Annotated in this window: 24 protein-coding genes; 23 read left to right on the top strand and 1 reads right to left on the bottom strand. The window is 44.5% G+C overall.

The window, feature by feature from the left end; translation table 11 throughout:
- Positions 1–6 precede the first annotated feature (6 nt).
- A complete protein-coding gene (locus FSB76_RS01165; protein ID WP_147051781.1) occupies positions 7–1,074 on the top strand; it encodes a DNA recombination protein RmuC in 1,068 nt (355 codons plus the stop codon).
- Between the two features lie 22 nt (positions 1,075–1,096).
- Here the strand turns inward: FSB76_RS01165 and FSB76_RS01160 are convergent, their stop codons facing one another.
- Positions 1,097–3,628 (bottom strand): UvrD-helicase domain-containing protein, encoded by a 2,532-nt coding sequence (locus tag FSB76_RS01160; protein WP_147051780.1) that lies wholly within the window; start codon positions 3,626–3,628, stop codon positions 1,097–1,099.
- A gap of 796 nt (positions 3,629–4,424) precedes the next feature.
- On the opposite strand from FSB76_RS01160, the gene FSB76_RS01155 reads away from it, so the two are divergent.
- The 22 genes from FSB76_RS01155 (at position 4,425) to FSB76_RS01050 (ending at position 20,606) form a co-directional block, all read left to right on the top strand.
- A complete protein-coding gene (locus tag FSB76_RS01155; RefSeq protein ID WP_147051779.1) occupies positions 4,425–4,667 on the top strand; it encodes a hypothetical protein in 243 nt (80 codons plus the stop codon).
- 273 nt (positions 4,668–4,940) lie between these two features.
- Positions 4,941–5,885 (top strand): toprim domain-containing protein, encoded by a 945-nt coding sequence (locus FSB76_RS01150; protein ID WP_147051778.1) that lies wholly within the window; start codon positions 4,941–4,943, stop codon positions 5,883–5,885.
- Positions 5,886–6,070: 185 nt separating this feature from the next.
- Positions 6,071–6,481 (top strand): plasmid mobilization protein, encoded by a 411-nt coding sequence (locus tag FSB76_RS01145; protein WP_147051777.1) that lies wholly within the window; start codon positions 6,071–6,073, stop codon positions 6,479–6,481.
- A 461-nt stretch (positions 6,482–6,942) separates the two neighbouring features.
- A complete protein-coding gene (locus FSB76_RS01140) occupies positions 6,943–7,938 on the top strand; it encodes a relaxase/mobilization nuclease domain-containing protein (protein ID WP_147051776.1) in 996 nt (331 codons plus the stop codon).
- A gap of 21 nt (positions 7,939–7,959) precedes the next feature.
- Positions 7,960–8,586 (top strand): ParA family protein, encoded by a 627-nt coding sequence (locus tag FSB76_RS01135; RefSeq protein ID WP_147051775.1) that lies wholly within the window; start codon positions 7,960–7,962, stop codon positions 8,584–8,586.
- Positions 8,574–8,921 carry a hypothetical protein gene (locus FSB76_RS01130; protein ID WP_147051774.1) on the top strand — a complete coding sequence of 116 codons (348 nt, stop codon included), beginning with the start codon at positions 8,574–8,576 and terminating at the stop codon, positions 8,919–8,921. Before FSB76_RS01135 ends, FSB76_RS01130 begins: the two co-directional genes overlap by 13 nt.
- Positions 8,918–9,202: a hypothetical protein gene (locus tag FSB76_RS01125; protein WP_147051773.1), complete on the top strand. Its 285-nt coding sequence runs from the start codon at positions 8,918–8,920 to the stop codon at positions 9,200–9,202. Before FSB76_RS01130 ends, FSB76_RS01125 begins: the two co-directional genes overlap by 4 nt.
- A gap of 3 nt (positions 9,203–9,205) precedes the next feature.
- Positions 9,206–9,502 (top strand): DUF4134 family protein, encoded by a 297-nt coding sequence (locus FSB76_RS01120; protein ID WP_147051772.1) that lies wholly within the window; start codon positions 9,206–9,208, stop codon positions 9,500–9,502.
- A gap of 168 nt (positions 9,503–9,670) precedes the next feature.
- Entirely contained in the window at positions 9,671–10,033 is a 363-nt protein-coding gene (locus tag FSB76_RS01115) for a DUF4134 domain-containing protein (protein WP_449406757.1), read from the top strand.
- The gene (locus FSB76_RS01110; RefSeq protein WP_147051771.1) at positions 10,033–10,320 is read left to right on the top strand and encodes a plasmid transfer protein; all 288 of its coding nucleotides are present in this window, start codon (positions 10,033–10,035) and stop codon (positions 10,318–10,320) included. Before FSB76_RS01115 ends, FSB76_RS01110 begins: the two co-directional genes overlap by 1 nt.
- Positions 10,298–12,721: a TraG family conjugative transposon ATPase gene (locus tag FSB76_RS01105; protein ID WP_147051770.1), complete on the top strand. Its 2,424-nt coding sequence runs from the start codon at positions 10,298–10,300 to the stop codon at positions 12,719–12,721. Before FSB76_RS01110 ends, FSB76_RS01105 begins: the two co-directional genes overlap by 23 nt.
- Positions 12,718–13,398 carry a hypothetical protein gene (locus tag FSB76_RS01100; RefSeq protein ID WP_225976382.1) on the top strand — a complete coding sequence of 227 codons (681 nt, stop codon included), beginning with the start codon at positions 12,718–12,720 and terminating at the stop codon, positions 13,396–13,398. Before FSB76_RS01105 ends, FSB76_RS01100 begins: the two co-directional genes overlap by 4 nt.
- Positions 13,395–13,919, top strand: coding sequence for an MT-A70 family methyltransferase (locus FSB76_RS01095; protein WP_158642797.1), 525 nt, complete (start codon positions 13,395–13,397; stop codon positions 13,917–13,919). The genes FSB76_RS01100 and FSB76_RS01095 overlap by 4 nt, the downstream gene beginning before the upstream one ends.
- Before the next feature lie 7 nt (positions 13,920–13,926).
- Entirely contained in the window at positions 13,927–14,595 is a 669-nt protein-coding gene (locus FSB76_RS01090; RefSeq protein ID WP_147051768.1) for a hypothetical protein, read from the top strand.
- On the top strand, positions 14,592–15,266 hold the full coding sequence (locus FSB76_RS01085) for a hypothetical protein (protein ID WP_147051767.1): 675 nt from the start codon (positions 14,592–14,594) through the stop codon (positions 15,264–15,266). The genes FSB76_RS01090 and FSB76_RS01085 overlap by 4 nt, the downstream gene beginning before the upstream one ends.
- 58 nt (positions 15,267–15,324) lie before the next feature.
- Positions 15,325–16,107 carry a hypothetical protein gene (locus tag FSB76_RS01080; protein ID WP_147051766.1) on the top strand — a complete coding sequence of 261 codons (783 nt, stop codon included), beginning with the start codon at positions 15,325–15,327 and terminating at the stop codon, positions 16,105–16,107.
- Complete coding sequence (locus FSB76_RS01075; protein WP_147051765.1) at positions 16,104–17,261, top strand: plasmid transfer protein; 1,158 nt, start codon at positions 16,104–16,106, stop codon at positions 17,259–17,261. The genes FSB76_RS01080 and FSB76_RS01075 overlap by 4 nt, the downstream gene beginning before the upstream one ends.
- A 78-nt stretch (positions 17,262–17,339) precedes the next feature.
- The gene (gene traK, locus FSB76_RS01070) at positions 17,340–17,954 is read left to right on the top strand and encodes a conjugative transposon protein TraK (protein ID WP_147051764.1); all 615 of its coding nucleotides are present in this window, start codon (positions 17,340–17,342) and stop codon (positions 17,952–17,954) included.
- The gene (locus tag FSB76_RS01065; RefSeq protein WP_147051763.1) at positions 17,932–18,345 is read left to right on the top strand and encodes a hypothetical protein; all 414 of its coding nucleotides are present in this window, start codon (positions 17,932–17,934) and stop codon (positions 18,343–18,345) included. The genes traK and FSB76_RS01065 overlap by 23 nt, the downstream gene beginning before the upstream one ends.
- Positions 18,346–18,351: 6 nt before the next feature.
- Positions 18,352–19,530: a conjugative transposon protein TraM gene (gene traM, locus FSB76_RS01060; RefSeq protein WP_147051762.1), complete on the top strand. Its 1,179-nt coding sequence runs from the start codon at positions 18,352–18,354 to the stop codon at positions 19,528–19,530.
- A 47-nt stretch (positions 19,531–19,577) separates the two neighbouring features.
- On the top strand, positions 19,578–20,375 hold the full coding sequence (locus FSB76_RS01055; RefSeq protein ID WP_147051761.1) for a DUF4138 domain-containing protein: 798 nt from the start codon (positions 19,578–19,580) through the stop codon (positions 20,373–20,375).
- A gap of 15 nt (positions 20,376–20,390) precedes the next feature.
- Positions 20,391–20,606: a hypothetical protein gene (locus tag FSB76_RS01050; RefSeq protein WP_147051760.1), complete on the top strand. Its 216-nt coding sequence runs from the start codon at positions 20,391–20,393 to the stop codon at positions 20,604–20,606.
- Position 20,607: the final 1 nt, after the last annotated feature.

Here is a 20,607-nt window from a genome sequence, read left to right as displayed (position 1 = left end):
GTCGAAATGGAAGAACTAGGCAAAAAGTTCAATACCGAATTTGAAAACATTGCCAACAAGATACTGGAAACCAAAACGGAGAAATTTACCGAGCTCAACAAAACCAATCTCAAGGATATTTTGGATCCGCTGGGTGAGCACCTGAAAGACTTTAAAACTAAGGTGGAGGAGGTGTATGATAAGGAATCGAAAGAACGCTTCTCCCTGGGAGAAAAAGTTAAAGAGTTGTCTTTGTTGAACCAAATGATTAGTGAAGACGCTAAGAATCTAACAAAAGCGTTAAAAGGTGAGGCGAAAACACAAGGCAACTGGGGCGAAATGATCCTCGAGGGCATTTTGGAAAGGTCCGGCCTGGTAAAAGACCGGGAATACTTTATGGAGCACGAATTGCTTGACGAAGATGGCAAACCTTTACGGTCGGACTCGGAGGGCAAGAAAATGCGTCCTGACGCGGTAATCAAATACCCGGATAACCGCAGCGTGATTATCGATTCGAAAGTTTCGCTGAATGCATTTACCCGCCTGATCGCTTCCATCGATGTGGAAGAACAAAAAAAGGAACTGGCCGCTCATGTCGCCGCTATTAAAGGCCACATCGTTTCCCTTAGTGCCAAAGGGTACGACGATTACGATAAGGCGCTGGACTTTGTCATGCTGTTTGTTCCGAGCGAACCTGCTTATATCGCCGCATTACAGAGCGACCCTGATTTGTGGAACTTTGCCTATGATAAACGGATTCTTTTATTAAGCCCTACGAACCTGATCACTTCTTTAAAGCTCATCGTAGATCTGTGGAAAAGGGAGTATCAGAATCGCAATGCCATTGATATAGTCGAGAGGGGCGCTAAACTTTACGATAAATTTGTCGGGTTCGTTGAAAATCTAAGTGATGTCGGCGAACACCTGGACAGAGCGAAGGGTAAATACGATGACGCGTTCAAACAGCTTAGTACGGGCAAAGATAACCTGGTGTTGCAAACCAGCAAGTTAAAGGACTTAGGGCTGAAAAATAAAAAAACGTTACCACAGGATATGGTGAACGCGGCGGTTAACGGTGACCTTATCGCAAATTAATGTTGCGTTATTTCGCAGGCAATTAAATCACTGCATTTACAGCGATTTTACCTGTGCATTGCGGATAATGAACGCAACCGTAAAACTCACCATACGCTCCGGTTCGTTTTACAAGAATGCCATTGCATTCCGGACATCTTGTTTGGCTCATCAGGCCTGTATTTGAATTTAGCTGAATTAACTCTGTAACAAACTTGCTTGGGTTTAACATGTCATATAATAAATAATTCCGGTGCCTGGCCCGTGTTGTCGCTACATAGAAAAGACGCCGTTCTTCTGCGTTTTCAAATTTATCGCTCTCATGCAATACAGCGTTCAATATCGGGTCATCGGCGATCTCCGACGGAAAGCCAAAGACACCAGAATCAACATCAAGCAGGATGGAGAAATCGGCGGTTAATCCCTTTACGCTGTGCGCTGTGAAAAAAGCTATGTTGAGTTTCGGGAATTCGTCTTTTAACTGCTGTAATTTTGTTGGAATGTTATGCCTGTACCTGCCAATCAGGAAAACAACGGCTTCGCTTTGGATTGCTGAAATACCTTCCAGAATATGTCTGATACACTGGTGTTTAATAGTTTGTTTTTCGAGCAGCTGCCGCCCGCTTAATTCAAGTCCGTGAAAAAGAAAAGAAGGATTTGTGGCCTTGCTGGTTGTTGCAAGTGTCTTTTTAATTTGCCCCGGATTTTTTTGAATAAAGTTGCTGGTCGTTTTTAGAATTTCATCGTTGAAACGGTAGGAGGTAAGGATGGCAGACTGGCTGGTAAAACCTAAGTGTTCCGCGAACTCCGTAATGATGGAAATATCGCTGCCGGAAAACCGGAAGATAGATTGCCAGTCATCACCAACGGCATATAATTTACCCTCGGGGTGCCGTTTACGCAAACTTTTCAGAAGTTCATACCGCCCTAGCGACATGTCCTGAAACTCATCTACAAGTATGTATTTATAGGTCCTCGGATAATCCCCGGCAGCAATATGGCTGGTGGCCAGGTTAATCATATCATTAAAATCTACCGAATGCTCGTGGGTCAGCTTCCGTTCATATTCATCAAACAAAGGGGTAAAAACATCTATGAAAGTTTTAAGGCGTTTATCTTCTTTTGGAATTTGGATGTCCCCGGGTTGTTTGCCATTTGATTTCAGGAGTCCGAGGAAGGTGTGTATTAAATTTATAAAATCTCCGTAATCAGGAGACTGTTGGATCAATTCATAAAGTTCTTCATTTGTGCGCTTTTTTAGTTCTACACCGAGTCCTTCTAATCTCTTTTTTAAGTTTGTTAATAATGTATTTTCCTTATTTTCATAGGAGTAGGTTTTGATGAGTTTTGTCCTATATTTTTCATGGATCGCCTCCTTCCAAAGGATTCCCGAATGATACGTTTCCCTGCCAGTTTTAAATGGATGTTTTACGGCGAACCAGGAGGGGACATTTCCGTCCCGGTCAATGCCATAGTGCTCATGCCATATTTCGTATTCCGGAAAATAAAAGTCAGGACGATAGGCGGCGAAGTTTGCATTGCGGTCTTCCAGCTGTAAGGGGTAGTGCTTTTGATATTCGTATTTAATTTTAAAAAGACACAGGAAGTTGCCGATTTGTACTTCTTCTTTACTGTTCACTTGCTTTCCGTCTAAGGTGACGTTTTTATGGCTCTTTTCATACTTAAGGTATTCATCTTTGCTTTCGTAGCTGAACTCGTCGCGTTCAGGACGGTTGAAAAAGGCGATAAAATTCACCGCCTTTTTTTGAAAGTCCGGGTCGTTTTTAAATAAATAACTGAACCGCTCTTGCAAGAATGATTTGGCTTCGTCGTCTTTGCCGTCAAAGGCCAGCAGCACTTCTTTGGATGAGCAAAAGCGGGTTACAAAATAGCCGAAGCTGTTGAATGTTCTGATGTCGAGCTGATCTGCATCCGGAATATCCCTGCAAAATTTCATGCACCTGTCGTACATCTCATTCACTGCATTTTTGGTGAATGAAATGATTAACAGGTCCTGGGGCTTTGCCAGTTTCTTTTCAAGCAGGTAGGCCACTTTGGCGCTGATGGTCGTTGTTTTTCCCGTGCCCGCGCCGGCTATGACCAAATTGTTATCTTCATCCCGCACAATCGCTTCGACCTGGTCAGTAGACAGCGGGTAGGTTTCCAATGAGTCAAAAAGATAGGCGTACTTTTTTGATTCGCATTTGACAAAAAGATCGTTATAATCGGCTCTTTCTTTAGCGAGGTTCTTATAGCAAGTTAGAAATCTGGTAATAAGTTCGGTTTCCGTTGTGCTTAAACCGACTTCGTTGTAAAACCTCGGAATAGATTTAGCAAGCGCTGATTTTATTTGCAAAAATTGCTGCTCCCGGAAATTTGAAAAATAGTTTTCAAAATTTGTCAGCAGGTCGAAATCGCTGAGTGCACCTGCGATTTCCGGTAATAAGGTTTGCAGTTTATCTTTGGCTTTTTTGTTCCGGACCCATGTTTTCCAGAGGTGCCAGATGCCAAATATCGAGATACAAAGAAGAATGACGGTCAGTGGTTTAATGCCATGAAATTTATCTTTCTTCATTGTACGGGTTAAGGTTTTCCGGGTGAATTTAGAGTAAATATTGGAATTATTGAAATGGCTAAAATTAATGGGGAAATTGCAATCACAAATCCTGCGATCATCCGCAAGTAGGGTCTACCAGCCTTTTGGGCCAATTATAATGGTTGCCCTAATCATAAGCTAAGGTAGTGTCAGCTTTCAAATCCTTGAAGGTAGTGGCAGCTTTTATTTGTGCATCCGAAGATTCATCTTTCAGCGTACCCTGGAAAAGGCCGCTATAGGGCATGCCTTTCCCGGGTAGAATATCCCCTTCAACTGGATGATCCTTTTCGTTTGGGGAATAGAAAGCGAATTGTTAAATAAATTCAAAACCGCTGAGGTCGAGTAAATTACCTGGTTTAAGCATTCCTGTTCAATTAAACGTTAAAATTATCAAAAATGCTTGGATGAAATTTTATTATGGAATGCTTTTCAGGTTAAATCCCAAAAACTCCCTGGCTGTACAAAGTTCCTAAACCGCTACTTGATAATAGCCCGGAGGCCGTTGCTGCGCATGCACTAAACAGCGATTTCACAATAACAGGCAGGAATGTACCCGTTTCCTGCCATTCTTGCTATGCGGCAAAACCTTTTGCTTATACCCTCAAACTTATCTTATTTTCAGCCGGTAACCTCCTGCCAAAAATTATTCCCATTTCCTGGCATTTATTTGTCACACCGCCCTAAATGGTTGTGAAAACCCCTTTTCGATTCTCCCAACCTTTGTTCCGGGCAATCACTAAAACGCGAAAACCCGCAACGAATGGAATTGAACCAAATGACTTCCCTACACCGATTGACTGCCGCCGAAGGCGCTGAAAAAGCGTGCCCACCGCACTGCCAATTGCAGGATGCCATTTCCACATCACAGGCTTACCACACCAGCGGTCGCGCCATTACAGCCCGCTGCCACACCGAAGCCCTGCTGAAGCTTTCCATTCAAAAAATTTACAGGGTACAACCGGGAGCCATCGTGGCTGCCGGTAACCGGGTAACCTGGCTGCATATGGCAGCAAGGTAAATCCGCCAAGGCGGATCGGCTCTTTGACATTGGGGGACGAATTATTATCCTGCTAACAACAGGAAATTTGGCGAAGGTGAGATCGTATCAATAAACCGAACGCGCCTTGGCAGCCGAGAGGCCGGTTTGTAGAAACCGACATGAGTAGTCCCGAATTTATAAACCGGTAGAAATGAATTGTCCGGGTTCGATACCCGCTGCCGGTTCAGTGGCAACTCACTATCCATAATCAGATTATTTTAAATTATATAAACTCTTAAAAACAACGACGGTATGACTAATTTATTAACTGCAAAAGAGCTTAAGGAACAGGGCTCTATGGTTGATCTCCTGAGCCGGTTAGGTTACCAGCCGGTTCCGAAACGAGGTCGGGAAAAAATGTATTACAGTATGATACGGGATGATGATACTGAGCCATCCTTGAGCGTGAATGATGACCTTGGCGTATGGTTCGATCACGGAGCGGGCAAAGGAGGAAATATTATTGATTTCGGTCTGGCGTATTGGAAGCACTTAGGCTTTAACGAAGTGGTTAAAAAGATTCAGGAAGTTTGTGCCTTAGAGCCCGGTGAAAACAGGATGGTTTTCCCGAAAAAGATACCCAAAAGGCCTCAGCATATAGTCGAACAGATCAAGCCTTTGGGCACCCATCCGGCTATAACGGAATATTTAAAGAGCCGGGGGATTTTTGAGATCTCGAAAAAATACCTGTCCGAAGTGTATTACTTTGTAGAAGATGAAAATAATGTCCGCAAACGTTATTTCGCTGCCGGATGGCAAAATGAAAACAAATCATGGGAAGTCCGCAACCGTTATTTCAAAGGATGTATGGGGCATAAGGGGATAACCTTCATTCCCGGTCACCAGAAAAAGGCCGTCATATTCGAAGGTTTTCTCGATTTTTTAAGTTGGCGGGTAGAAAAGCCCGCAGACGACCATAGCGCAATTATTTTAAACTCCCTAACCTTGTTACAACAGGGGATTAACAGGGCAAAAGCGTTTTCTTCATTAGATATTTATTTTGATCGTGATAAGGCAGGAGCCCTGGCAACCAGAGTCTTTTTAAAAGCTTTGCCTTATGCCACTGATCGCTCAATAGTTTATGAAGGATTTAACGACTATAATGATAAGATCAAAGTGGCGCTGAAGATCGCCGCCGAAGAGAAGCGGAAAAGGAATGATTTCTTTTCCGGACTTCGGGTGCCTTTTGAAAGGTAGTTCCCGGCAAAATAGGCTCCAACTTTTCCTCCAGGTAGCTGAAAAGAACATTGATTAGCTCAAAACCGCCAAATACATAAGCCGGAATCTCGTTGTTTCCGCAACGGCAAGATGTCTTTTTGTTTCACAAAAAGTCTCTTGCCCTTCCAGGGAGGATTTAAAAAATTTCGCGACTCAATTTTTCTATGGCTGATCTTAAGAAGTTGAACGGACGACCGAAATTAGAGAAAGGTAGACGCAGCAACTTTATTAATGTCAGATTTACCGATGATGAATATAAGGAGATTGTCGAAATAGAGCAACAGTTAGGTATTTCGAAGACTGAATTAATCAGGATGCGGATTTTGTCCGACGTAAAACAAACTGTGGTCAATGCTAAAGAACTAATTATACATCTGGACGCTATAGGCGCTGAAATGGGCCGGATCGGCAACAACATTAATCAACTGGCCAGGCACGCCAATACACTTAAGTTAAAGGGAACCCTTAGCCCCCTGATCATTGAGAAATTCAACCGGTTGTTCGAAGATTATATCCAAATGCAGCAGTTACTTGAGGCCGCACTTCGCAAAATAATCCGGACAATGGGGTACTGACGCTGTGTTCGGTTTTAAGAGTACAGGGATTGAATAAAGCTATCTGTTGCAGCTCATCCGATCATACCGATGTACTGATGTTAAGATATACCGATAGCCTGATCGCCTATTATTGGGATATCCGGATCGTCAGGTAGCCTGTTCAAACGATAGTAAGATATTCCGATATTACTTTACAACGATTAAGGACCACCTGTCACCGGGATATCCATGTGGACTGATATACCGATAGTAGGATAATCCGTTACTAAGATATACAGATCATCAGGTACCCTGATCAAACGATGCACAGGTACACCGTTATTACTTTACAAAACTATAGGGATCACTCGTTAGCCCGTTACTACTTTACAGAGATCCGCGGTTATCACGATGTTTGAATACACCTTTACAAAGTTATACTGATAGGGTAAATTGATATACGGTTATGGCGTTACTTCTTTCCTCCAATCTGTCAATCTATGATTGCCCGCATCCTTGAAAAATCTTCCAGGACTTTTGCCGGCGTAAAATACAATACTAACAAGATCGACCGGAACAAGGGAGAGCTGATGCTTATTGCCAACTTTGGTGCCATACAGGCATTGAGTAACCCGCGGCCGCAGGACCTGGTTAATTATCTCCTCATGCTGTCCGCTCAAAATAAGGGGATCAAAAAAAACACACAGTTTCACGCGGTCATTTCAGCTCGCGGACGAAACTATAGCAAACAGGAATTAACAAAAGTAGCTTTGATGTGGCTGAAAGAAATGAAATATGGCGATCAGCCTTACCTGATCGTTTTTCATAAGGACACCGATAATCACCATGTCCACATAGTCAGTTCGAGGGTAGGTAAGGATGGTAAGCAGATCGACCGTGATTATGAACAGGTAAGGGCGGTCAGGAGCATAGACAAGGTGCTGGGCTATACATTCGCTATGCAATACCGTTTCAGTACCCGGGCACAGTTTTATATGATTCTGGAGAATCAGGGTTTCCTTGGCCGTGACTATATCAACGAAAAAAAACTGCGGCAAAAAATAAATTCCCATGTACCCGATAAGGCAAGGATGGCCAAACTCAAAGAATTATTCATCGCTCAAAAAACTTCACCGGAATTTGTGCAGCGGCTTAAAACACAATATCAAATCGACCTGGTAATTCATTCTGCAGAAGGAAAAAAGCCGTATGGGTATACGGTTATTGACAATGCTACCAAACAGGTCTTTAAGGGTAGTGAAATACTAAGCCTGAAATATCTACTGGATGATCGTATCAATTTTGAACCAGTAAATCAACAACCTGGTATCGATCTCCATGATTATCTGGGCGAAAATGCCATTACTTATCATTCTGAATATGTACCGGAGGGGGCGTATATCAGGCCTGTCATGATCTCCGACGATGTGGATGACCAGCAGGTACTGGGCATGAAACGGCGCAGGGAAAAGAAAGCGAGAACTAATACCCGCTAAGGGATAAACCCATGAAAACTTATGATCTGTTTATTTGGCAACCAGAAGGGTGGCGTAGGAAAAAGTACGCTCACCGTCCTATCAGGGAACTACCTGAGCTTGGCTAAAAACTGGCCCGTAACCATTATTGATATGGATTATCAGCAATCTATCTCTCAGAAATTTGAAAAAGCGAAAGTGCTGGAGAATGACGAGCCATATGATGTAATGGCGGCAACGCTGGAAACTTTTCCGGTACTGAGCAATATGCTCACTAAAAGTAAAAAGGATGCGATACTGATTGATTTGCCGGGTAAACTGGATGACGATGGGTTAATACCTGTTTTTAAATGTGCCGACATGGTGATCTGTCCATTTTCCTATGATGAATTTACATTTGAATCGACAGTTTTATTTGCCGTTGTGCTTAAAAAGGTCAACCCGAAAGTACAGGTAGTTTTTATCCCTAACCGGATCAAGGCGAATGTCAAGTTCGAGATCATGAGTGAGGTGAACGAACAACTGTCCAAATTTGGCAAGATCACAGCAGCGATCCCCGATCGTATTGACTTCCAAAGGATAACCACCTTTCAAACGCCCTTATCCCTTTACGGCGTAATCACACCTGTATTCGAAGAAATATTCGCCGACCGATTATGGAAAAAATGAAATCATTAGCCGACCAGCTACGTGAAAAAATGATCAAGCCGGGTGGCAGCTATCATAATATAGGAGATGAAGTCCAAAAAAAGGCCACGAAAAAGGCAGATAAAATCATCGAATCCACCATACTCAAAGCCTTGATCGCCTATGATAACAGTGATAATAAAAAAATGGTGCATGTTCGCTTCGATAAGCAAACCGCCGATATCATGAATAAATTTAAAATGGCGACCGGGGTAGACGTGACCAGATTCGTTGCCTTTGCTGTAAAACATTTCTTTGACACCTATCCCGAATTGAAAACCATTATTAAACATTATATTCAAAACACAGACTTATGACCTGGATAAAATTTACCCTATGGCTGCTTGGTATCTATACCAGCTATTATGCAGCCCTGATCATTTGGGATTACCTGCGCACCAAAGGCGGAGATAACGGAAATGATAAACATGAACTCACTTTTGTGGAAGATATTGAACCCGTTAAGTCATACGCAGATGAATCTATCCCGAACGGAAAGGAATCATCAGTAGTTTTTTCAGGTGGTGTCAGCCTCAAACAGATGTTCAACCTCGCCCGTGAAGAATCGGTCGAGTACACCAAAGCCGTTAGTTTTTAGCATATGAAATTTTTCCTGACCGCCTGGTGCAGCCTGCTCACGATGATAGCCGTAGCGCAGCCTGGTATAATGGATGGTTCTTTGGCACAAGCTAAACAAGACCTTTCTTTATCGTTTTTTTCAGCCTTTGATTTTGCGCTAACGCTCGCCCTTTTATTTGGCCTCATTGGTGCATTTAAAATATACCAGAACTGGCAAATGGGTAAGGATCGGATAGATTCAGCCGTTGCCGCCTGGTTTTTCGCTGCTTTTTTTATGATCCTTTCGGGTCCTTTCTTACGGGCATTGTTCGGAATCTGAATGCCTGTTGTTTTAATGATGCTTTTTCCCAGGAAGCAATAAAAGATTTCCGTCTACATTAACTTCAATAAACCTGCTGTAGGTTTAACTGTGCAGTTGAATACTGCCATTCCCATTGGGTGAATTTTTAGGAGCGCTGTTCGTGATCTGAACGCTCTTTTACCATACATGACCATCTCCCAGGTGGCCTTAAAAGATCTCCGCCTTTATTTTTTCTCCCTTTTAATGTTTACAAAAACAAAAAAGTTATGGGCCTTAGCAGTATTGCTGGCCCTGTCTATTCCTGTGTTTGCGCAAAGCGGCGTTAACGGCCTGAACACAGCAACCTCTACCTTAAAAACCTATGTAGCCCCGGTAACAAACATCACCCTGGTGATCGGTGGTATTGTCGGTATTGTTGGTGCCATTCGTGTCTACTCGAAGTGGAATTCAGGGGACCAAGATATCAACAAAGAGCTTATGGGATGGGGCGGCTCGTGTGTCTTTCTCGTGGTTTCCGCATTGGTGATCAAAGCTTTTTTCGGCTTATAATGGCCAGGAAGTATCCTGTTTATAAGGGGCTGCAACGGCCCCTTATATTCAAAGGTTTCAAAGGCAAGTTCATTTACTGGGGCATTGCCTCACTTTTGGCAGGACTTGTATTTGGGGCTTTAACCATGTCCCTGGTCAATATGTGGCTTGGCGCCATGATTCTCATTGGCTTTATCGTTGGCGGTTTATTATTTACTGCCGGCAAGCAAAAAGGCGGTCTTCATTCCAAAAGCCGCGCTTCAAACATTTACATCCTTAATCGTTATGGGCGTAAAAACCTTGTTTAACATTCCCTATGCGGGAGTGGATAAAGATGGTGAATACGATTTGCTCATAGGCTTAAATGGCGAATGTTCAGTGGTTATCCAATTGGCAAACCCGGTCATCCGCTATTCCGCTTATCCCGCGGGATATGAAGAGTTTCACCATCTGCTCATCAATGTCGTTAAAATATTAGGCGATGGTTATCTCCTGCAAAAGCAGGATATCATCAGCCGTTCAGCTTATAAAGGACCGCACGCTACCGAATACCTGCAAAAACAGTACAACGCCCATTTCGACGGGCGGGAGTGCCTGAAGGTCGCCACCTATTTAACCATAACGCGCCAGGTCAAAAAAGGTGCGTTTTACGTTTATGATGCCCGTGTCCTGCGGGACTTCAGGCAGGCTATAGGCAAAGTGCTGGACGTGCTGCCATCTGCAAATGCCCTCAATGAAGGCCGGCTGAACCAGCTGGTTTTACAACTGCTCAGCATGGACTTTGGTGGGGTTAACATCACGCTGGATAATCTTGCTCCCTCGGAAACCGAGATCATGATGGGCGAAAGGTCGGTGCGCAGTATCAGCCTGGTCAATATCGACAACATCGATCTGCCGCCCGAGGTTTCCACGCACATCGAACTGAATGACAAGGAAAGCATGCGCGGGTTTCCGGTGGACTTCCTGTCGTTCCTGTTTAAAGTTCCCGGTGTCGATGTGATTGTTTACAACCAGGTCATCGAAATACCTAACCAGGTAGTAACCCTCCGGAAGCTGGAGCAAAAAAGGAAAAGACATGCGGGTATTCCTGATCCTGCCAATCAATTATGTGTAGAAGATATCGACCTCCTGCTAAACGATGTCGCCCGCGAAAACCAACTGCTGGTCAATTGCCATTTTAATATCCTGGTGGCAGCACAAGCCTACGCCATCCAAAAGGCGGTCAATTTTGTGGAGAGCTCTCTCTTCCAGCTAGGGATTATCCCCAGCAAAAACGCTTACAACCAACTGGAGCTTTTTCGCACTGTACTGCCGGGAAACGGCGTAGAGCTAAAAGAGTACGATTGGTTTCTTACCACCTGTGATGCGGCTGTTTGCTTCTTCTTTAAGGAATCACTGCCCAAAGATGAACCTTCCGATTTCCTGATCAGGTTTACTGACCGGCAGGGTATTCCCGTCGCGATCGACCCCTCTGACCTCCCCATGCGGACAGGACGGATAAATTCAAGAAACCGCTTCATATTAGGCCCCTCGGGTTCTGGTAAGAGCTTTCTGACTTGCTCACTGATAGAAAATTACATGCTTTACAATATGGATATGGTGATTGTGGACACAGGCCATTCCTATTCAGGGCTATGTAATTATTATCAGGGCAAATACATCACCTACACAGATAAAAAGCCCATTACGATGAATCCCTTTCAGATCACTGAAGCGGAGTACAATATTGAAAAAAAGGACTTTCTGTGTACCCTGATTGCTGTTGCCTGGAAAGGTGCGGAAGGAACATTCAGCCCGGTAGAACGTGACGTTATTGCCAATGTGATCTCCGCTTATTATGGTAAATTCTTTGCCACCGGCGGGAAATTAAACTTCAATACTTTTTATGAGTTCGCGTTGGAAAAGATACCTGAAATAAAAGGGAAAGAAAAAATTCCTTTCGACTTTGATGAGTTCCGATATGTATTAAAAAAGTTCTACAAAGGAGGGGAGTTTGCAGCTATTCTAAACAATGAAACGGATAGATCCCTGTTCACCGAACGCTTTATTGTCTTCGAAATTGACAGTATTAAGGAGCACAAGATCCTCTTTCCCCTTGTAACGCTCATCATCATGGATGTGTTCATCCAAAAGATGCGTTACCGTTCCGACAGGCGCAAGACCTTAATAATTGAAGAGGCATGGAAAGCCATCGCAAGCCCGCTTATGGCTGGTTATATTTTGTACCTCTACAAGACTGTTCGCAAGTTTTGGGGGGAGGCAATAGTTGTAACGCAGGAATTGGGCGACATCATTGGGAATGCTGTAGTTAAAGACAGCATTATCAATAATTCAGATACCATTTTTCTGCTTGACCAGACCAAGTTTAAAGATAATTATGATCAAATCGCCTCCCTGCTTTCGATTAATGAAACCGAAAGGCGCAAGATTTTTACCATCAATCAGCTTGACAATACTGAGAATCGTGGCCGGTTTAAAGAGGTCTATATCCGTCGCGGCGCAGTCGGGGAAGTATATGGAGTAGAAGTATCGCTTCACCAATATTTGACTTACACCACAGAAAAACCGGAAAAGTCGGCGGTAGAAAGCTACACCAATCGCTTCGGTTCTTACCCGGATGGCCTTGATGCCTTCGTCAATGATTTTAAAGACAGCGGTAAATCCTTACCTGCTTTCATTTCACAGGTTAATCAAAATCAACAATCATGAAGAATTACTTTTTCAAATGGTCATTATTAGCGATAGTTTTTTTAGCATCTCATTACTGTTTGTACGCACAGACATTGACCGTAGATCCTGCCGTTTCAGCGGCAATCGCCGTAAATGCAGGTGTTATTAACAGCCAATTGAACACAACCAATGACAAGTTAAATCTTATCCAAAAGGGACAACTGGCGGTCAGCGGGCAACTGGTTATTGTCAACAGCCTGCAAAACAAGATCTACCAGGGTTTGAGCCAGGTGGCATCAGTGATCAATAACCTGTCAACCATAAAAGAAATAGCAGCATGTGGCTCAGATATTATCAGTGATGTGGAATCATCGGTAAAGCTCGCCAAGTCCGATCCCGTATTGTTGCTATTCGCAGAACAGGGAGCCAGGGACTTTGAAACAAGGGCCACTATACTGGCGGCGGATGTCAGCGCTTTTGTATTAAAAGGCGGAAAAGAAAATCTCATGGATTCCGGTGAAAGGGGAAAACTGCTCAATCATATTGCTGATGAGATGCGCATCCTGCGGGGTATCGCCTACGGTATGAGCCGGGCTATGTATTGGGCGAAGATCAACGGCGTTTTTCGCTCGCTTAATCCATGGGCAGAATGGCAAAACCAGGATGTCAGGATTGCCAACGATGTTTTAACGAATGCCAAATACCTGAAGGAATGAAACACGAAGTCATTATGATCTGCCCGCCCTGGAAACAGTACCGCATTTACAGAAGATCACATAAGATCCTGACTGGTACTATATCTCCCAAAATGGTGAAAGCCATGGTGGCCTTCCAGTTCCTGGGGGATTGCCTCGAGTATCTGACCTCACCGGACCACATCGTTTTTATCTGGGTTACTGAAAAGTTCGCGGATGATTGCAGGGATTACATGAAGCACCTGGGCTATCAATATCATCAGTACCTGGCATGGCAGAGGCCAAAGTGGAAAAGGGGCACTTCAAAGGAGGTACTTGAATACCTTATGGTCTATTATAAAGGCGCTTTATTTTCATCGGCAATGACTTTTCCTGATCCCCTAAAGTCACCGTTTACAGGCAGGGTTAAAAACCGGAAATACAAACCGGCGGATGCTTATGCTTTAATAGAAAGTATATTCCCAAACAGATCAAAACTCCAGGTTTTTGGTTCCACACGCCGCCCCGGTTGGAATGTGTTCCTCCACAAGTGCAAAAAATAAAACGCTTATGAAAGTTATACTATTGGCCATGGTTATCTTGATAACTTATGGCACCAAAGTCTTTGCGCAACAAAAAATACTGGACATTCCCGCCCTTCACCAACTGGTTGACGAATCCGAATCGGAAAATAAGCTGCAAGTCAAGGCAAAGAACCAGCAAGCGCTGGCGACAGCAAATGAGCAGGCGAACCTGACCTTGCTGGGTAAAACAAAAGCCATGTACCGGACTTTGCAGCAACGATATAATACCGTCGGCACTGCTATAAATATCGCAGATATTGGTATTTACGCCACCCCAATGGTCAGCCGGATCATCAGCAACCAGGCCCAAATCGTACAATTGGTACAAAAGAATCCGGCCTTAATTGCTATCGGGTACCAATCTGCTTTGCAGTTTACCTCACAAGCCAGGAGCCTAGTGGCTTACGTTACAGGCCTTTCTTTATCGCTTGGTGATCTCAATCAAATGAAAGCGTCCGACCGGAAGATGCTTTTTGATTACGTGATCTCTGAACTAAGCAATATTCAGGACCTTTCCGGCAACATGCTTAATATGATGCAATACTCCAGCCTGGCCTCATTATTACGGGCAGCAAATCCTTTTCAGAATTTTATTGACGCGGATAAATCTATCGGGCAGGATATTATTCAGAACGCTAAATACCTGAAACAATGAAAAAAAGAATCTATGGGTTCCTTTTACCTTTCGCCCTTTACCTTTCGCCTCCCTTAATGGCGCAGGAATATGTCATCGACTACCGGCATCTGATCGCGGTTTCGCAAAATGCAGCCGTGAGGAGCGGTGCGGAGGTTACTCATGAGCAGTACCTCAGTAAGATCAATAATAATATCAATGACCTAAATACCAATGTTGGCTCGGTGGTGCTTGCCCAGACCATGATCTACGAAGGGCTTTCCGATGTCGACTCTGCCTTAAAAGATGGTCTTGCGGTCAAAAACATAGCCGTTATCATTGCGGATATGACCGGGTATATCAACCAGGCCCTGGCGATGGCGAAAGGCGAACCTTACCTTTTGGCCTTTGCCGGCAATATTGCCGCTGAAATGCGAACAAGATCATTGACGTTGGTTAGTGACGTTTCCGGTTATATTCTTAAAGAAGGAAATAATGTACTGGCTGATTATAATTCCCGTGACCAGTTGCTGCGTAAAGTAATTACCCAATTGCAAATATTGGACGGCTTAGCTTATGGTGCCTGGAAATCCATGTACTGGGCGAAGCAGCGTGGTCTTATCGCATCAGCAATCCCATTTGCAGGCTGGGTTAGCCAGGACAAAACCTATGTCAGTCAGATCATTCAAAATGCTAAATACTTACACCAATGACCAGCATCCCGACGTAGTCGGATGATCGCTTGAATGCCGTTTAAAAACAATTTAAATCATGAAAAAAATTTTAATTCCTATAACATTTATGCTGCTCGCATTCATTAGCAGCTGTTTCGGCCAGTCGGAGGTGAATGACCAAAGCGTTCGCTACCAGGAACAACGGATGGTTTACCTGCAATGGGACCAGAACAAGTTTACGCCGAAAGCAGGTTTTCTCAGCCTGAACCCTTATTACTGGATGACCTGGGGCTTATTTCATCCCAACTATCATAAAAAAGATCTCCGGCCATTGAGTGCCACCGGTCCGCAAACTCTGCGGCTTGCACTCGTTGGTGCGCTGAATAGTACTGATAACAAATACAAATTGCAGTCGGATACCGTGCGTAACACGGCGCTTTCTGAAATAGCAAATCAGTCCGGTTTAATTTCAGATGCTGATCCTTTGTGGCAATTGTACTATAGCAATGAGCTCAAACCCGTGCTGAATAATTCAATGGCATCCATATTAGCCGGGCTCTCGCCGCAGGTAACTGCTAAATTGGTTTCCGAAGGTTTATATGACTGGTATAAAAATGAGCTGGATATGCTCAAAGAAAGAATTCAGGCAGCACATTCCACCACAATGGATAGAGGTGCACGCATCTTGGCCTATCACCGTTACCTGATGGAATACCGCAGGCTTGCAGGCGTATGGGCCATCCGGACCTCATCGGCCCAAGCCACTTTAAATATGACTGCACAACAGCAGAAGCTGAAAACCAACCAGGTGACGGTCAGCGAATGGACACCACAGACAGATATCCAGATCGCCAAACAGGTTTTACAACATATGCAATGAAGAAGAAAATAATTTTAATACTATTCCTGTGCTTTTGCATGACGGCGGTATTCGCTCAAACGGCAAGCACGCCTGATAATGGCAAGACTTTACAGTTTTTACAGGGTGACGGTGTTTATGAGGAAGGTGTCATGGTGTTCTTAAAAGGGCTCAAAGAGTCTGTATGGGCTCATTTTGCCATATTCATCGCTGATGCGAAAGCGCTTTCTGCTATTTTTATGATCATCTTTTTCGCAATTAAATCCTATGAAATGATGGCAGGGGATAAGCAGTTAGAGATCATGCCCTTATTAAGACCTTTTGGTTTAGCCATGGTCATCTTATGGTGGGGGCCGTTCACCAGGATCATCGCTTTTCCGACAGATATTGTTGCCGGTCAGACAGAACAAATGTTTAGCAGCGAGCAAACCATTGTCAACAATCTGCGGCTTAGCCGCTCAAGCCTGATGTTGGCGGTAGCTAATTCCCTGTATACCTACCAGGCACAAACGGAAGTTGCGGAGAAGGAAAGCGACACGTGGTATGGACAGGCCTGGGATTCCGTGACGAGTACCGTTAAAGAGGGAATAAGCAGTGTAGTTTCGCCATTACTGGAATTAAAAAATAGGCTCACTGTGGGGATGCAGCTCTTATTTACACAGTTATTGGAACTATTAGGGATATGGATCTTGCGTTTAGCGGTGTACATCATCTTTATGATCCAGATCATTTACTCCTCCATTCTGATCATGCTCGGCCCATTTGCTGTAGCTGCCAGTATCCTGCCGGCTTTTCGCGATAGTTTCAGCACCTGGATCGCCCGCTTTATTTCGGTGAACCTGTATAGCGGTATTGCTTACCTGATCATGTACATCTGCGGGCTGATGCAGGAATATGCGCTGAAATCGGAGATCAGCAAATACACGGAACTGGTGGGCGCAGATGGAACGAACACCAACCTTCAAAAAATGGCCTGGTTTGCCGGCAACGGGATTCTTTCATTTGGTACCGTAATTATCGTATTCCTGATCGGCGCGATCTGTATGTTCACCGTGCCCAGCATCTCCACCTGGATCATCTCTACTTCCGGCATCAGCTCGGCCACTTCTACCTTTGCCCGCAGTGCGGGTACAGTAACCAGCATGGCGAGGAAAGCTGCCGGCAGCTTCTTTTAATGCCTTCTTTTCGTTCTCCTTTGATGTCAGGGCTGACCCGCTAATGCGGGCCGGCCTTTTTTATTTAACACCATTTTTATGATCATAAAAAATATCGAAGCCAAGGTAAGGCTGGCGACTTTCATCGCGGCCGGCAGCCTGCTGACCTCCCTGATCATTGTCGCCATGAATAGCTTGTATGCCTTTAAACTGGTATCTAATGCGAAAAAAAGTATTTATATACTGGATAACAATATCCCCATACTGGCGCGGCAGACGGATGTACAGATGAACCGGCCTGCCGAATACCGGGCCGATGTGGACTTGTTTCATTCGCTCTTCTTTTCCCTTACCCCTGATGATAACTACATGGAGTACCAGATGAAGAAAGCCATGTACCTCGTGGACGAATCCGGGATGCAGCAATACAATAATTTGAAGGAGAACGGTTTTTTTAACTCGATCCTTTCCTCCAGTTCAGTATTGACACTGCAAACGGATTCCATTGCTGTAGACATGGCCCGGCGCTATTTTCGCTATTACGGAAAACTGAAAATTGACCGGCGGAGCTCCACGGTTGTGCGCTCGCTCATCACCGAAGGTAACCTAAAGGATATTCCCCGAAGCGACAATAATCCCCATGGTGTGCTCATTACAAATTGGAAAACCCTGGAAAATAAAGACCTTCAAGATGTGGAAAAAAATACATTCTAACAGGGATCCCAGGGATACGCTGTACAGCGAAATATGCAAGGAATTTGGCCCTTATTTTACCATGGTTAGCAATGTAGGGAAACGCCTGGCAGCGTCTTATCCAAAGTTTCTGTTTGGGGCCATGATCTTCCTGATGGCGCTATCGCTCGTGCTCTCATTTACTATTTTTCGTCATCCGGATAAAGCAAAAATAAATGCCCTCAAAAAAGTCAACCCGGTAGAGGAGGGCTTTGACCAGATCATGCAGGCGACCGGTAATGTCCGGGAAACGCTGCGCCTCAAAAAAATGGTGGAAAGTATCTCTGCCAAAAAGCAATTAACAGGTGCCGACAGCGCCTTACTGGACAGCGCCCTTGACCGCCTATCCAAAATTCACCAATCCCTCCAATAAAATGTTATGAAAATCGATTTTAAACAGCCCAAGTATGTGCTGCCGGTCATCTTATTGCCCTTTCTGTGCCTGTTCTTTTATGCCTGGCAGAGCGGCTTTTCCAAACCAAGGGCAGCGGCCAAAGAAACCGTCGGGCTGAACGGAGCAGTCGGCGCGGTATCAGCTGATGTGCGTAAGAAACAACTGGCGGATAAGCTTGATGCCTACAGGAACACCTACAAGGAAGCTGATGGTTTGACCGCCGTAAACGTGATCCCCAAAGAAAATTCCAGTAACCCAACCTATAATAATGACTATTCAGACAGTCAGAGAAAAAAACTGGATTCCATTCAGCAAGCCATGAAGCTAAGGTTCGGTTCGGCTAATAATTCCAATTCCGGCCAGCCAACTGAAACAGATATGGCTCACGACCGGAAAGTTGCCAAAGCCGTAGAAGAAATAAGCCGCCACCAGGCAAACCAGGCTCATGAAAGGGAAAGCACCCCAAAGGAAAAAGATCCCATGGATGTTTTCAGGCAGCAAATGGCCATCATGGACAGTATAAACAAGCAGAATGACCCAGCCTACAAAGACGAGTTGAAAAAGAAAGAGGCTGCCGATAAAGCTGCAAAGCTTAAGGAAAACCAACTCAAGCTGACCGTTGAAAAGGCTGACGCGGTGTCCGGTGACTTTAATACGGTTATGCCGGAAAAACAACCTGCGTTTATCAGTGCCGTAATTGATGAAAATATAACTGGGTATGCAGGTTCACGTTTGCGGATCAAACTACTGGAAGATATCAAAGCGGGCAACAACCTGATCAAAAAAGGTACATTCCTATATGCCCTGATCAATGGATTTTCAGAGCAGCGGGTTACGCTTTCTATTACATCAATTCTATATGATGGTAAGATACTCCCGGTTAAACTGGACGTTTACGATATGGATGGGTTACCCGGCCTTTATGTGCCCTCATCCGCATTCCGTGACTTTACCAAAGACCTGGGTAGTAACTCGGTGCAGGGTGTCACGGTAGATGGAGGCTCGGGAAACACCCAGTTTGTCATGAGTTCGCTCAGTAAAATGTTCCAGTCCACGTCGTCGGCTATTGCCGACCTGATCCGCAAGAACAAAGCAAAGCTTAAATACAACTCTTACCTCTATATCATCGACCCGGACGCCTTGCAAAACGCGCAGAAAAGCTAAAGCCTCCTGAATACGGGTGACAAGTAATAACCCTCACGAAAAACAATATGAAAAAGCTATTATTATTCATCGCATGGCTGCTTTTTGCCCCAATCCTTTATGCGCAGGATCAACTGCCGGTAATTTACCTGCCCGAAAACCTGACCATTCATTTTATTTCGCCGGAACCGATCCAATACGTGGATATTTCCACCAAAGACCTGACAGGCGATCTGCCGCTCAAAAACGTGTTGCGTTTAAAGCTGCGGGATACACTTAAATCTTTTGCCGGTTCGGTCATCACTATAGCCGGTGAAAAATTCATTGCACAGTACCACTTACTGCCCGGTTATCCCGGTGTCCCGACCGAAATAGAAATAACACCGGCAGCTATGCGGCCCCTGGATATTTCCGGTATCGGGCTTTCACAAAATCAGTTAAGGAGCTTGGCGCTCAGCCTGGTTGCCCAAAGCCCGGACAAACGCGTGGACAGGGTAAAAGCCTTCGGTATTAAGGGACAATTGAACCATGTCTACACCGTAGGCGATTATATTTTCCTGGATATTTCATATCATAATAAAACCAATTTAAAATATGATATCGCTGATTTCCGGTTTAAGGTAGATGACAAAAAGGTAACCAAGGCAGCCAATAACCAATCCGTGGAGATCAAGCCGGAGTTTGTGCTGTTCAATCAGCCGGCCTTTTCCAAAAACTACCGGAATGTATTCGTCTTTAAGAAAATGTCCTTCCCCGGAAATAAAGTGCTCCGTGCAGAACTCAGCGAAAAGCAACTTTCCGGCCGTATCGTGACGCTGAGCATATCCTACCAGGATATTCTTGATGCGGACATGCTCCCCAACTAACCCTATTACTTTCTTATGACTGATTCTGTAGCCTACGATTATGTAAAGCTTGTATTGGAAGAAGAATTTCTGGCGACCTATCTGCGCTTCTCCAACCAGGGGATACTCCATTACGAACTGACCAATATCCTCGAAGTATGTGCGCCTCTGATCAGGGGGCTGGACGAGGACGACCGCTTTTTGAAATATGAAGTGATCGGAACAATAGCAGATTATTTACAGGAGGTTTAGT

Source organism: Mucilaginibacter ginsenosidivorax (assembly GCF_007971525.1).
GTDB lineage: Bacteria > Bacteroidota > Bacteroidia > Sphingobacteriales > Sphingobacteriaceae > Mucilaginibacter > Mucilaginibacter ginsenosidivorax.
Note: the sequence above shows the minus strand (reverse complement) of the source record. Positions and strands in the feature narration are given on the sequence as shown.